Below are 12,625 nucleotides of genomic sequence, written 5' to 3'. Positions count from 1 at the left end.
CAAATTACCCCGGGCCGATCGCAGGGCCCAATTGCTGGAGACCGCATACGCCATCGTGCGTGAACACGGCACCGATGCCCTCACGCTTGGCGCCCTGGCAAAAGAAGCCGGCGTGAGCAAACCGATCGCCTACAGCCATTTCGAGACCCGCTCGGGCTTGTTGACCGCGCTGTACCAGGAAATCAACGAACGCCGGCTCGCCGCGGTGGCGGCCGAATTGACCGATACGCCCGCGAACCTGCCGGCCATCGCGCGCATGATGGCGGCCGCGTACATGAGCTGCCATGCGGCGCTGGGACCCGAGTGGCACGCCATCGGCGCGGCGATGCAGGGCGACGCCGCGATGCACGCGTGCCATGAGCGCATCATCGACGGCTACGTCGACTTCTTCCACGACGCGCTCGCGCCCGTGTCACCACTCGAGAGTGAGCCGCTGCGCCGGCGCTGCATCGGCATCATCGGCGCGGCCGAGGCGCTGTCGGCCGCGATGGTGCGCGGACACGTGAGCGAACGGTTGGCGGCGGCCGATCTCGAGTCCCTCATCGTCGCTGCGCTGGCGCCGGCCGCCAGCGCCGTCCATTAGCCGGACGGGCCCAGCGCCCGAGACATCATCGGTGGGATGGCCAAGCCAATGACTCGATTCATTGCCAATCGAAATTCATGCAAGTCATTTGCTGCTGTGAGCTTTGCGCCATCGACCGGCGAGCCATGACAGAGTGACAGCCGGAATGGAAAGAATAGCGGCGTAGAGAATCCCTGCGCCCAACAATGCAGAGACGCCGGAATACGCGAGAATGACCGGGATCTGGGCGAACATGACAATGGCGCCTGCGGACCATTGGGAGCTTTTCAGCATTGCCCCCATGACCACGGATAAAGCGAGCGCGGCGGGGTAGATGACGGTCCAGTAACTGGCCAGGTCCCATGGTTCCTCAACGCCTGTAATGACGGAGACACCGGCCCAGAAAACCAGGGATACAACGCAGGCAGCAATGAGTGCCATAAATTTCCTCGATGTAGACTGCAACGCGCAGTCCATTGAATGCCAATACTGCGGCGAGCGCAGCGAGAATGTGCCTGTTTATTTCCTTGTTCTGCCGCTACCCGTGCGCCTCTTCGCAACCTCATCATTACGCCAGACGTGCGATCAGTTCCGAATGCTCGGGCCAGTCCTTCCTGAGGAGACTCTCATCCCCGATCTCGAATTCGTCGAATTCAAAGCCCGGGGCTACCGTACAACCCACCAGGCTGTAGCCCTCGGACTCTTCGCATTCGGCGGCGAACCAGCGCCCGGCAGGAACCAGCGCCTGGAAATTCGTACCTTCATGCCGCAACGGATTAGCGAGCCTGAGAACGCTGAGTCCTCCACCGGACTCCAGGATGTAGACGCGAAGTGGCGCACCATCATAAAAATGCCACATTTCGTCGGATCGGATCCGGTGCCAGGTTGATCTCTCGTTTCCGCGCAAAAGGTAATAGATCGCGGTCGAAGCAGAGCGGCTGACCGCGTCCTCACTCCTGTTCACACGGTGCTCACTTCGGTATGTTTCCTTGAAGTGGCCTCCTTCCGGATGCGGCATGAGCGACAGCAGAGAGATCAGATGGTCCGAACTGGTTTCAGGAGTCATGGCGTGCCTCGGGTCAAAGGGTCATTGTTTTCAGGAAGGTCATCGGTTGACAAAGGATCGATCCGAACTCAGGCCACGCCTTCGCCAAAGGCGCCGGCACGAAACGCCAGCGCGCAAAAGCGTTCGCCGATCAGGCGATGCGCCTCTTCCTCGGGATGCAGTTCGTCAGGCAAAGGATAACGCGCATTGTCCTCTGGGCCGTAAAGCGCGCTGCCGTCGAGGTAATGGATATTCGCATCGTCCGGCGCCCGCTGCCGGACGATATTCTGCAGCTGCTCGCGGATCACGCCCAGGGTCAGCTTGCCCTGCCTGCGCTCGGCGTCGTTGCCCATCGCCCGAAACAGCAGCGTCCCTTTTTCCAGCGCCTTGCCATCGAACATGGTCGGGCCGGGCGTGGTCTCATGGATCGGGCACCAGGTCGGCGAGATCACCAGCAGCGGCGTGGTCGGATGCCCTTCCCTGATCGTATCGAGAAAACCGTGGACGGCCGGTCCGAAGGCGCGCAGGCGCATCGCATCCGTGTTGACGAGGTTGATCCCGAGCTTGAGGCTGATCACGTCGGCCGGCAGGTCACGGATCGTGCGCGCCGTGAACGGATCCAATAATGCACTGCCGCCAAAGCCCAGGTTGAGCAGGTCAACGCCAGCCAGCCGGGCGGCGACCGCCGGCCAGATACCGGTGGGATTGGTCGCGTTCGAGCCCTGGCTGATGGAACTGCCATGGTGCAGCCAGCGGCGCTGGCCCAGGCCCGTCAGCGGCGCGATCGGCGCATCGGCATGCAGCGCCACCAGCTCGGTCGTCTCGTCATGCGGCAGCCAGATCTCCACCGTCTTGTCGCCCGGCGGCAGGCCGGCAAAACGCAGCCGCTGCACGTCGCCCGGCTGCACCCTGGCCGCGCCTGACAATACGTCGATGTCCATGATCTTGCCGCCCGGCGCGCTGGCCTGCTGCGTCAGCTCGCCATCGACGAGCAGGTCATAGATGCCGTCCGGGCGCGGCGCCATGGCGCCATAGCGGCGCTTGGTCGGCAACACGACCAGTTCCATGACCGTCGCCGCGGTGCGCAGCGCCAGGCGCACGCCGGAAGGCTGCGCCTCCACCATCGCCAGCTGCGGATCCTGGTACTGGGCGCGTGCCCAAGCCGGCAGGCGGTGTGGCAGCAGGCCCGCTTCGGTGCACTCGAGTTCGACGGCGCCATGAACCAGGTCCCGCGTGATCGGTGAGTGGAAGGACAGCGTCATCACGATATTCCTCGGAAAATTTATGCAGCGCTCATTATAAGGACCCCAGCCGTTGACACCAGCGGCGTCGATGCGTACTTTGCTCATCCATTGCCCTGCCCTGGAGATCGCGCTTGCCCAGATCGCCGATGCCCACTCGCCGCCGCCTGGTGCTCGCCCTCGCCTCGCTCGGCCTGCCCGCCCTTGCCCGCCAGCCGGTGGTGAACGACGCGACGCAGCTGAACCCGGTGAATGTCGAGCGCATCCTGGTTCCGCGCACCGTGGACCAGATCGTCACCGCGCTGCGCGCGCATGCAGGCCCGGTCTCGATCGGCGGCGCCCGCTACAGCATGGGCGGCCAGATCGCCGCCGAACGATCGCTGCACCTCGATATGCGCGGTTTCGACCAGGTAGTGCGCTTCGTGCCCGCCGAGCGCAGCATCACGGTCCAGCCGGGCATCACCTGGCGCCGCATCCAGGCTGTCATCGATCCGCACGACCTGGCGCTGCAAGTGATGCAGTCGTATGCCGACTTCACCGTGGGCGGCTCGCTTGGCGTCAATGCCCACGGCCGCTATGTCGGGCAAGGTCCGCTGGTGTCGAGCGTGGAAGCGATCCGTCTAATGCTGGCCGACGGCACGCTGCTCGCCGCCAGCCCCACCCGCAACAGCGATCTCTTTTATGGCGCGATCGGCGGTTATGGCGGCATCGGCGTGATCGTCGAAGCGACCCTGCGCCTGGCCGACAACGGCCCGCTCGAGCGGCGCTCGCAGGTCATGTCGCTGTCAAGCTACCGCCGTTTCTTCGAAGCGCGTATCGGCGCCGATCCGGATGCCGTGATGCACAACGCCACCTTGTATCCCGACGACTACTCGCTGGTGCGCGCGGTGACTTTTTCGCGTACCCTCCGCGCGGTGACATTGCCTAACCGTCTCACCGCAACGGGCGGCGATTACCGCATCGAACGCCGGCTGCAGGAAGTGATCTCGGCTTCGCACTGGGGCAAGGAGCTGCGCCGGCGCATCCTCGAGCCGCTCCTCTATTCGACCGACGCGGTCGAGTGGCGCAACCACCAGGCTGGCCTCGACATCCATTCGCTCGCGCCGCTGGCCGGCGCCGGGACCGCCTACGCACTGCAAGAGTATTTCGTGCCGGTCGCGGCGATGGAGCGCTTCGCCGGGCGGCTGCGCGCCATCCTGCGTCAGCACCATGTGAACGTGATCAACGTCTCGATCCGCCATGCGCGCAAGGACCCGGGCACGCTGCTGGCCTGGGCCCGCAGCGACGTGTTCGCCTTCGTGCTGTACTACCGCCAGCAGACCGCGCCGCGCGACCGGGACGCGGTGCGCGCCTGGACCCGCGCGCTGGTCGACGCCGCGACGGCGCTGGGCGGCTCCTATTACCTGCCCTACCAGATCCACGCGACCGTGGCGCAATTCCACGCCGCCTATCCGGAGGCCGAACGCTTTTTCGCGCTCAAGCGCAGGGTCGATCCGGCGTACAGGTTCCGCAACAAGCTGTGGGACGCGTACCATACCGGTTGATCCAAACAATGAAAAGAAAGCCAACACCATGCTGATACGTGTCTTCACGACCGATGACCAATCCGAATCCACCCTGGCGATGGAAACGCAGGTCGATGCCGCCGCGCTGATGGCGATGGCGCAGCCGCGCGCAGCCGAGGCGCACGAACGTGGCGCCGAATGGACCGCGGGCGCCATCCCCTTCTTCGTCCAGGAACTGGTCGATGCGCTGCAAGCGGGCAAACCCGGCCAGGAAATCGAGATGCAGGCGACGAACGCCGCGATGGCTGCATGGCTCTACGACTCGGTCCACGACGGCGTGAGCGCCGACATCTTCGCGCAGTGCGACCTGGTGTTCACGCTGTCGGAGGGCGGCGTGGTGCAATACGACCGCACGCCCGCCGGCGCAAGCTAACGGCTGGTCTAAGCGGACCGCCCGGCGGCTTCGCGCGCCAGCACACGCAGGGCGTCTACCAGGCGATCCAGCTCACCCGTCGTCGTGGTCAGCGCCACCGTCACGCGCACGACGCTCGTGTCTCCCACGTGGCGCTCGACCGTGAACACGCCAAAGCGCTCCAGCAGCGCGCGCTGTACCTCGCGCGCCGTCGTGCCGGCTATCGTGAACGCCGCCAGCGCCGTGCCGCCGTCGAGCGGCGTCAGCAGGCGCAATCCCGGCAGCTCGGCCACGCGCCTCATCCAGTAGCTGCGCAGCCAGTTCAGGCGCGCTTCCTTCGCCGCGGCCCCACCAAGCATCGCATGGACATCGAGCGCGCTTGGCGCCGCCATGATGGCGCTCACCGGCGGCATGCCCGCATGCAGGCGGGCGCGGATGTCGTCGTCCGCATAGTCGCGGTCACCGAAATGCGGCTCGATCTTCTGCAGCTGAGAAGCGCGGATATAGACGAAGCCCAGTCCCGGGGGCGCGCCGATCCACTTATGCAGATTGAAGCCGGCGAAGTCGACGCCCAGCGCCTGCACGTCCACCGCCACCTGTCCCAGCGCATGCGCGCTGTCGACCAGCACGTCGATGCCGCGTTCGCGCGCCAGCGCCACGATCTCGCGCACCGGCGCCTGCTGACCATTGGCCGGATAGACCTGGGACAGCAACATCAGCTTCAAGCCCGGCGTGTCGCGGATCGCCGCCGCATACCGTTCGAGCAGTGCGTTGCGGCTCAGCGGCAAGGTGAGTTGCAGTTCGACCGGACGCGCGCCGCGCCGTCCTTCGAGCCAGGCCATCGCGTAGCGCATGGCCGGATAGTCCAGGTTCGACCACAGCACCGCGTCGCCCGCCTCCAGAGCGCGATACTGCCCAATCAGCACCTGCATCGATTCGCTGGCGCTGCGCGTGAGCAGGATCTCGTGCGGCTCGGCGTTGATCAGCTGCGCCAGGCGCGCGCGCAGGGTTTCGGCATGCTTGTGCCCGAACTCGCCGCGCAGGAAAGGACTCAGGTGCGCGTTGGTATACCGAATCGCCTCCTCCAGCGCCTGCTGCACCGGCAGCGCCATCGCCCCGAAATAGCCGTGCTCGAGATTGACGATGGCGTCCGGCGCGCGCGGATACAGTGCGTCGAGATCGGCAGGCAGGGCAGGAAACGGCGACATGCCGGTCAGCCGCGAATGCGCGCCACCAGCTTGGTGGTCGAGCGGTCATGCTCGAAGTCGATCGCGACCGCCCGGCCGCCATAGGCCAGCACCGCCTTGCCTTCGGGGATCTGGTCCATCACGTAATCGCCACCCTTGGCGTAGATGTCGGGCCGGCCCTCCTGCACCACTTCCAGCGCCGTGTCCTCGTCGAACTCGACCACCAGGCTCACCGATTCCAGCGCCGCCAGCACCGCCATGCGGTCGGCCAGCGTGTTGTGCGGCCGGTCGTCGCCCTTGCCCAGGCGCTTGACCGAGGCATCGGTGTTCGCCGCCACCACCAGCGCCCCTCCCAACTCGCGCGCTTGCGCCAGGTAGGTCACGTGGCCGCGGTGCAGGATGTCGAACACGCCGTTGGTCAGCACGACCGGTTTCGGCAGTGCGGCGATACGCGCAGCCAGTTCGGCGCGCGTGCAGAGTTTGTTTTCAAATGAAGGCATGGATGAATAAAGCAAAAGTCAGTGTGTTGGAGGTTCGTCGTCGGGTTCTTCCTCGATCGCCATCGACAGCTCGGCCGGTTGCACCGCGCCGCCGCCCGGTTCCCGGCGCTCGCCCGACAGCTTGATCTGCAGTCGCAGGCCGTTGGCCGAGTCGGCATTGCGGATCGCCTCGTCGTAGCCGATCAGGCCCTTGTTGTACAGGTCGAACAAGGCCTGGTCGAAGGTGCACATGCCCAGTTCGCGCGACTTGTGCATGATCTCCTTGATGTTCTGGAAGTTCCCTTTCAGGATCATCTCGCCGATGGTCGGCGTGTTCAGCAGGATCTCGATGGCCGCCTTGCGGCCCTTGCCATCCTCGGTGCGCACCAGGCGCTGCGAGACGATGGCGCGCAGGTTCGACGACAGGTCCATCAGCAGCTGATTGCGCCGCTCTTCCGGGAAGAAGTTGATGATCCGGTCCATCGTCTGGTTGGCGTTATTGGCGTGCAGCGTGCCCAGGCACAGGTGGCCGGTTTCGGCAAAGGCGATCGCATGTTCCATCGTCTCGGTATCGCGGATCTCGCCGATCAGGATCACGTCCGGCGCCTGGCGCAGCGTGTTCTTGAGCGCGTGATGCCACGACAGGGTGTCGACGCCCACTTCGCGGTGCGTCACCAGGCACTGCTTGTTCTTGTGGACGTACTCCACCGGGTCTTCCACCGTGATGATGTGGCCGGCCGAGTTGCTGTTGCGGTAGTCGATCATCGCCGCCAGCGTGGTCGACTTGCCGGACCCGGTGCCGCCCACGACCAGCACCAGGCCGCGCTTGGTCATCACCACGTCCTTGAGCACCTCGGGCAGGTCGAGCTTTTCGAAGTTGGGGATCTCGGAGGCGATCGTGCGCACCACCATGCCCACGCTCTGCTGCTGCACATAGACGTTGACGCGGAAACGGCAGACGCCCGGCAGCGAGATCGCGAAATTGCACTCCATCTCGGCCTCGAACTCGGCGCGCTGGCGCTCGTTCATGATCGACAGCGCCAGTGCGCGCGTGACTTCGCCCGTCAGGCGCTGCTGGCTGAGCGCCTTCATCGCCCCCTGGTGTTTGATGCTTGGAGGAAAGTCAGCCGAGATGAAGAGGTCGGAGCCGCCCTGGTGGTGCATCACCGTCAGGAGCTTGTGGATATAGGCCTGGGCTTGTGCCGGGCCGAACGTCGAGGACATGCGGGCCTTTCAAAAATTGCAGCAACCTAACCTGCCGGGCAATTATATCGACTATGATTCTCGTTAAACTATTATTTCATGGCTAAAACGGGTCTGCCGCCCCGGTCCGCCGCCCCCGGCGCCGGCCACGGTGCGCTACCCGAAACATATAAACATGACACTGACCGAGCTGAAATACATTGTCGCCGTCGCGCGCGCCAAACACTTCGGCCATGCTGCCGAGGCCTGTTTCGTGGCCCAGCCCACCCTGTCCGTCGCCATCAAGAAGCTCGAGGACGAACTGGGCGTGACCTTGTTCGAGCGTGGCGGCTCCGAAGTCTCCGTGACGCCGCTGGGCGCCCAGATCGTGGCCCAGGCCGAGCGGGTGCTGGAACAGACCGCCGCCATCAAGGAGCTGGCCAAGCAGAACAAGGACCCGCTGGCCGGCCCGCTGCGCCTGGGCGTGATCTACACCATCGGGCCCTACCTGCTGCCGCCACTGGTGAAGAACCTGATCGACACCGTGCCGCAGATGCCGCTGGTGCTGCAAGAGAACTACACGCATAAACTGCTGGAGCTGCTGCGCCAGGGCGAGCTGGACGCCGCCATCATGGCGCTGCCGTTGCCCGACCACGGCATGTCGGTGCAGCCGCTGTACGACGAGCCCTTCGTGGTGGCCATGCCGCGCAGCCATCCGTGGGCGGGCCGCAAGGAAATCTCGGCCGAAGACCTGAAAAGCGAAACCATGCTGCTGCTGGGGGCCGGCCACTGCTTCCGCGACCAGGTGCTTGAGGTGTGCCCGGAAATGGCGCGCTTCTCGGCGCCGGTGGCCGGCAACGGCATGCAGCGCACCTTCGAAGGCTCGTCGCTCGAGACGATCCGCCACATGGTCGCCAGCGGCATCGGCCTGACCGTGCTGCCGCGCGCCTCGGTGGCCGATATGCGCGACCCGAACGGTCTATTGGCCTATGTGCCCTTCTCGCCGCCGGCGCCATCGCGCCGCGTGGTGATCGCCTGGCGCAAGAGCTTCACCCGCCGCGCCGCGATCGATGCGGTGGTGCGCGCGGTGGGCGAATGCCACCTGCCGGGCGTCGAGATGGTCATGCTCGAGGCTGCGGCGTAGATTTGTCGAGCACCACCAGGCCAGGCTCGGCCTCGGCCGCGGCCTCATTGCCGCTGCCGACCAGCTGTTCCCTGGCCTCGGCCAGCTGCTCCGGCGAGAACACGATTCTCTGGGTCGGGAAGGCGATGCTGATGCCTGCCGCATCGAGCCGCTCGTAGATGGTCAAGAGCAGGGTCTCGCGGATGATCACCTGGGTATCGAATTCGCTCACGTTGATGTATGACCAGATGTCGACGTTGAAGGCCCGGTCGCTGATGCTGCCCAGCCGGGCGCGGTGACCCTCGGCCATGTTCTTCTCTTCAGTCAGCACCTGCTGGACGATTGAAATCGCCTCCTTCAGCTTGGCCGGCGAGGTGGCCGGTTCCACCGCGATGGTCGGGTTGAACAGGAAGCGGTCGCGCGCCGCGAAGTTCTCGATCTGGCGCGCCGACAGGTCGCCATTGGGGATGGTGACGACAGTGCGCTCGCCGGTGCGGATGCGGGTCGAGCGGATGCCCACGTCTTCCACCGTGCCGACCACGTCGCCGACCTTGACGAAGTCGCCCACCTGCAGCGGCTTGTCGGCGATCACCGTGACGCTGCCGACCAGGTTTTCCACCGTCTTCTGGGCGCCCAGCGCCAGCGCGATACCGCCGATACCCAGCGCCGCGATACCGGTCGTGACGTCGATGCCGAAGGTGCCGAGGATGGCAATGCCCGAGAACACCAGCAGCAGGATCTTGGCGGCGCGCCGCGCCAGCGTGATGACGGCCACCACCTGGCGCCGCTGGCTGCGCTGCATGCGCGCGGTGGCCAGCTCGGCGACGGCATCGATCAGCCGCAGGCCGAACCACACCAGCGCGATGACCGAGACGATGCCGGTATAGCGCAGCAGGGTCGTGCGCGCGACGATCGACACCGGCAGCCGTTCGGCCCAGCTGTAGAACAGGCCGACTGCGATCAGCAGGCTGGCCGGCGGCAGCGCCGCCTCCATGAAGCGCACCAGGCCGTTGGCATCCGCGTCGGGCACCAGCCTGCGCATGGCAGCGACGATCAGGGCAGCCACCGTCCACAGGCCGCCGAAGATCAGCACACCAAGCCCGACCAGCATCGCCCAATCCTTCAGCGGCGCGCCGGCAAAGGAAAACTCGTTCTTGTCGGGCTCCTGCACCACCGGCTCCTGGCGCGCCGCCTGTGCGACCTGGTCGATCGTTTCGCGCGACACGCGCCAGACCTGGTGGTCGCCGTCCTGGCTGCGCGTCAGCAGGACCGGGACCTTCTTGTCCTGGATGGTCAGCACACCAACATTTTCCTGCTCGGCCGGCAGGTCGTCGTCGATCTTGCCGATGGCTTCGTTCGACAGCGCGACGAAGGGCGACAGCGAACCGCCGTTGTCCAGCAGCGCATGGAAGTTGCGCGCCTGCGAGATGGCGTTGGTACGCTGGCGGTTGGTTCCGGCCGGTGTATCGAGGTACTGGGCGGCGCGATCGTAATCAGGCTCGGCCAGGGCGGAAATCAGACCCGAGACCATCGAGCGCGGCGTCTCGCGCTTGAGCGGATCAGGAATGACTTCCTCGGCGGGCGCCGCTTCTTCGGCCTGGCCGGCGGCGAAGGCGGTCGGTGACAGTGGCCCCGCCAGGGCGATCAACAACAGGAACAAGAAACTGAAATGGGCGCGCATAAGCAAGTCGACTCCTTTGACTGGGCATCTGGCCGATGCGGAACAAAAGCAAAAGCTGAAAATGAAAACGGACAATCTCATGTCCGCTTTCAACAAAGTCTAGCATCCGGCCGAGTCCGGCCCTCGCACTATTGCCCAGCTTCTACGTTCATTCCACCGCCAACGCCGTCCAAACCGCGGCAAACGCCCATTTATCGGCCATCTCCGCGATGGCCTTGGCGGTGGGCTTGCCGGCGCCGTGGCCAGCCTGGGTCTCGATGCGCACCAGGTGCGGACGCGGCCCGGCATCGATGTGCTGGAGCGCCGCGACGTACTTGAAGGTATGGGCAGGGACGACACGGTCGTCGGTATCGGCCGTCGTGGCGAGGATGGCCGGATAGCGTTTGCCGGCCGCCACGTTGTGATACGGCGAATAGGACAGCAAAGTGCGGAACTGTTCTTCATTGGCCGGATCGCCGAATTCGCCCACCCACAGGCGCCCGCCCGTGAAATGGTGGAAGCGCAGCATGTCCATCACGCCGACACCGGGCAAGGCCGCCGCGAACAGTTCCGGTCTCTGGTTGACGACCACGCCCACCAGCAGGCCACCGCCGGATTCGCCATGCACGGCCAGGCCGTCCGGCGTCACGATGCCTTGCGCGTGCAGGTATTCGGCGGCGGCCAGAAGATCGTCGTAGCTGGTCTGCTTTTTGTCGAGGCGGGCCGCTTCGTGCCAGGCCTTGCCATATTCTCCGCCGCCGCGGATATTGGCGATCGCCACGATGCCACCCTGCTCGATCCAGGCCAGCAGGCTGGGCTCGTAGTACGAGATCATGCTGATGCCGAAGCCGCCGTAACCATGCAGCAGGGTTGGCGCCGGCCCCGTGACGTCGTTGCGGCGGATGAGGAACATCGGCACTTGGGCGCCGTCACGCGCCGCATAGAAGCGCTGTTCGACCACGATGTGTTCCAGGTCGGCGTCGACCGTTGGCGCCGCCCACGCGCTGGCCGTGTTCGCAGCCACGTCGTAGCGGTAGATCGTCGTCGGCGCATTGAAACTGGTGAAGACGAAGAAGGCTTCGTTGTCGTCGAAGTGGCCCTGGAAGCCGCCCGCGCTGCCGATGCCGGGCAGCGGCACGATGCCATCCGGCCGGCCGTCGAGCGTAAAGCGCCGCAGCTGGGTTTTTACGTCAACCAGATAGGTGCCGATCAGGCGGCCGCCAACCAGGCGCGCATCGCCCAGCACGGCGCTGTCCTCGGCGACCAGTTCCCGCGGCGCGGCGCCGGGGTCGGCCAGGTCGAGGGTGGCGATCCGGCGCCGTTCGGCGCCCTCGCTGGTCAGCAGGTACAAGGTGCTGCCGGCGTCGCCCACCGGCGACCATTCGGCGTCGAAGCCTTTGACCACGGTGCGCGGCTGCCAGCGTTCGTCGTGCAGGTCGATGACGACGAGGTTATTGGTCTGGGTGCCGGGCGTGGACGTGATCACCGCGTAACGGCCGCTGTCGGTCACCTCGACGAAGTGCAGCAGCTCGGGACGTTCTGGTGTCGCATACAGCAGCCGGTCGTCCGACTGCGGCGTGCCCAGCGCATGGAAATAGACCGCGTGGTCGGCCAGTGCGGCATCGCCCGCCGTCGATTCGGGATAGCGCGTGTAGAAAAAGCCGGCGCCATCGAGCGCCCAGGCGATGGTCGTGAAGCGGGCCCAGGCCAACGCATCGTCGAGGATTTTTCCGCTGGCGACCTCGATCACCTTGATGGTGCGCCAGTCGGCGCCGTCTTTCTGCACGGCGTAGGCGAGCAGCGCGCCGTCCCGCGATGGCGCCCACTCGGCCAGCGCGAGGGTGCCGTGTTCGGACCAGGTATTGGGGTCGATCAGCACGCGGTCCGGGCCGTCGACGCTGTCGCGCACCAGCAAGGTCGCCTGATTCTCGAGGCCGGGATTGCGGGTGTAGAAATAACGCCCGCCCCGCTCGCGCGGGATCGTGAATTTCTCGTGATTCTGCAGCGCTTCGAGCCGCGCGCGGAAAACCTCGCGGCCCGGCAGCTCGGCCAGGCAGGCATTCGTCACCGCGTTCTGCTCCGCGATCCAGGCCGCGACCTCGCCGTCGCTGCGCGCATCGCCTTCCAGCCAGCGGTAAGGATCGTCGATCCGCTGTCCGTGCAGGATGTCAAAGGTGTCGATGCGGCGGGTGGAGGGATAGACGATGGGATGCATGGCGGATCTCCTTA

Annotated in this window: 12 protein-coding genes; 4 read left to right on the top strand and 8 right to left on the bottom strand. The window is 65.6% G+C overall.

Annotation, left to right across the window (positions count from 1 at the left end; all coding sequences use genetic code 11):
- The first annotated feature begins 31 nt into the window (after positions 1 to 31).
- Positions 32 to 583 (top strand): TetR/AcrR family transcriptional regulator, encoded by a 552-nt coding sequence (locus SOM61_RS03460; protein WP_320472797.1) that lies wholly within the window; start codon positions 32 to 34, stop codon positions 581 to 583.
- Positions 584 to 667: 84 nt separating this feature from the next.
- Here SOM61_RS03460 and SOM61_RS03455 read toward each other — a convergent pair whose 3' ends face one another.
- From SOM61_RS03455 to SOM61_RS03445, 3 genes are all read right to left on the bottom strand, one after another.
- Positions 668 to 1,003: a hypothetical protein gene (locus SOM61_RS03455; protein ID WP_320472796.1), complete on the bottom strand. Its 336-nt coding sequence runs from the start codon at positions 1,001 to 1,003 to the stop codon at positions 668 to 670.
- A gap of 127 nt (positions 1,004 to 1,130) precedes the next feature.
- Positions 1,131 to 1,628, bottom strand: coding sequence for a cupin domain-containing protein (locus SOM61_RS03450; protein WP_320472795.1), 498 nt, complete (start codon positions 1,626 to 1,628; stop codon positions 1,131 to 1,133).
- 68 nt (positions 1,629 to 1,696) lie between these two features.
- A complete protein-coding gene (locus tag SOM61_RS03445; RefSeq protein WP_320472794.1) occupies positions 1,697 to 2,869 on the bottom strand; it encodes a GDSL-type esterase/lipase family protein in 1,173 nt (390 codons plus the stop codon).
- 128 nt (positions 2,870 to 2,997) lie between these two features.
- Here SOM61_RS03445 and SOM61_RS03440 point away from each other — a divergent pair, with 128 nt between their 5' ends.
- Together SOM61_RS03440 and SOM61_RS03435 are read left to right on the top strand one after the other, a co-directional pair.
- Positions 2,998 to 4,392: an FAD-binding oxidoreductase gene (locus SOM61_RS03440; protein WP_320472793.1), complete on the top strand. Its 1,395-nt coding sequence runs from the start codon at positions 2,998 to 3,000 to the stop codon at positions 4,390 to 4,392.
- Between the two features lie 28 nt (positions 4,393 to 4,420).
- A complete protein-coding gene (locus tag SOM61_RS03435; protein ID WP_320472792.1) occupies positions 4,421 to 4,786 on the top strand; it encodes a hypothetical protein in 366 nt (121 codons plus the stop codon).
- Positions 4,787 to 4,794: 8 nt separating this feature from the next.
- Here the strand turns inward: SOM61_RS03435 and SOM61_RS03430 are convergent, their stop codons facing one another.
- From SOM61_RS03430 to SOM61_RS03420, 3 genes are read right to left on the bottom strand one after another with little or no spacing between them, the layout of a single operon-like run.
- Positions 4,795 to 5,973, bottom strand: coding sequence for an aminotransferase class V-fold PLP-dependent enzyme (locus SOM61_RS03430; protein ID WP_320472791.1), 1,179 nt, complete (start codon positions 5,971 to 5,973; stop codon positions 4,795 to 4,797).
- Positions 5,974 to 5,978: 5 nt separating this feature from the next.
- Complete coding sequence (locus SOM61_RS03425) at positions 5,979 to 6,452, bottom strand: adenylyltransferase/cytidyltransferase family protein (RefSeq protein WP_320472790.1); 474 nt, start codon at positions 6,450 to 6,452, stop codon at positions 5,979 to 5,981.
- 18 nt (positions 6,453 to 6,470) lie between these two features.
- Complete coding sequence (locus SOM61_RS03420; protein ID WP_320472789.1) at positions 6,471 to 7,655, bottom strand: PilT/PilU family type 4a pilus ATPase; 1,185 nt, start codon at positions 7,653 to 7,655, stop codon at positions 6,471 to 6,473.
- Positions 7,656 to 7,809: 154 nt separating this feature from the next.
- On the opposite strand from SOM61_RS03420, the gene SOM61_RS03415 reads away from it, so the two are divergent.
- A complete protein-coding gene (locus SOM61_RS03415; protein ID WP_320472788.1) occupies positions 7,810 to 8,757 on the top strand; it encodes a hydrogen peroxide-inducible genes activator in 948 nt (315 codons plus the stop codon).
- Here SOM61_RS03415 and SOM61_RS03410 read toward each other — a convergent pair.
- Both SOM61_RS03410 and SOM61_RS03405 read right to left on the bottom strand, forming a co-directional pair.
- Positions 8,735 to 10,417 (bottom strand): mechanosensitive ion channel family protein, encoded by a 1,683-nt coding sequence (locus SOM61_RS03410; RefSeq protein WP_320472787.1) that lies wholly within the window; start codon positions 10,415 to 10,417, stop codon positions 8,735 to 8,737. The two genes, SOM61_RS03415 and SOM61_RS03410, sit on opposite strands and share 23 nt — an antisense overlap.
- A 148-nt stretch (positions 10,418 to 10,565) precedes the next feature.
- The gene (locus SOM61_RS03405) at positions 10,566 to 12,611 is read right to left on the bottom strand and encodes a prolyl oligopeptidase family serine peptidase (RefSeq protein ID WP_320472786.1); all 2,046 of its coding nucleotides are present in this window, start codon (positions 12,609 to 12,611) and stop codon (positions 10,566 to 10,568) included.
- Between the last annotated feature and the right edge of the window lie 14 nt (positions 12,612 to 12,625).

This window comes from Massilia sp. CFBP9012 (assembly GCF_034045115.1).
Taxonomy (GTDB): Bacteria; Pseudomonadota; Gammaproteobacteria; order Burkholderiales; family Burkholderiaceae_D; genus Telluria.
Note: the sequence above shows the minus strand (reverse complement) of the source record. Positions and strands in the feature narration are given on the sequence as shown.

Bases quoted from the DNA above. Each gene is read 5' to 3' on its own strand.
- SOM61_RS03415 (WP_320472788.1), top strand. From the start codon at position 7,810: ATGACACTGACCGAGCTGAAATACATTGTCGCCGTCGCGCGCGCCAAA.
- SOM61_RS03410 (WP_320472787.1), bottom strand. From the start codon at position 10,417: ATGCGCGCCCATTTCAGTTTCTTGTTCCTGTTGTTGATCGCCCTGGCG.
- SOM61_RS03455 (WP_320472796.1), bottom strand. From the start codon at position 1,003: ATGGCACTCATTGCTGCCTGCGTTGTATCCCTGGTTTTCTGGGCCGGT.
- SOM61_RS03430 (WP_320472791.1), bottom strand. From the start codon at position 5,973: ATGTCGCCGTTTCCTGCCCTGCCTGCCGATCTCGACGCACTGTATCCG.
- SOM61_RS03405 (WP_320472786.1), bottom strand. From the start codon at position 12,611: ATGCATCCCATCGTCTATCCCTCCACCCGCCGCATCGACACCTTTGAC.
- SOM61_RS03420 (WP_320472789.1), bottom strand. From the start codon at position 7,655: ATGTCCTCGACGTTCGGCCCGGCACAAGCCCAGGCCTATATCCACAAG.
- SOM61_RS03440 (WP_320472793.1), top strand. From the start codon at position 2,998: ATGCCCACTCGCCGCCGCCTGGTGCTCGCCCTCGCCTCGCTCGGCCTG.
- SOM61_RS03445 (WP_320472794.1), bottom strand. From the start codon at position 2,869: ATGACGCTGTCCTTCCACTCACCGATCACGCGGGACCTGGTTCATGGC.
- SOM61_RS03435 (WP_320472792.1), top strand. From the start codon at position 4,421: ATGCTGATACGTGTCTTCACGACCGATGACCAATCCGAATCCACCCTG.
- SOM61_RS03450 (WP_320472795.1), bottom strand. From the start codon at position 1,628: ATGACTCCTGAAACCAGTTCGGACCATCTGATCTCTCTGCTGTCGCTC.
- SOM61_RS03425 (WP_320472790.1), bottom strand. From the start codon at position 6,452: ATGCCTTCATTTGAAAACAAACTCTGCACGCGCGCCGAACTGGCTGCG.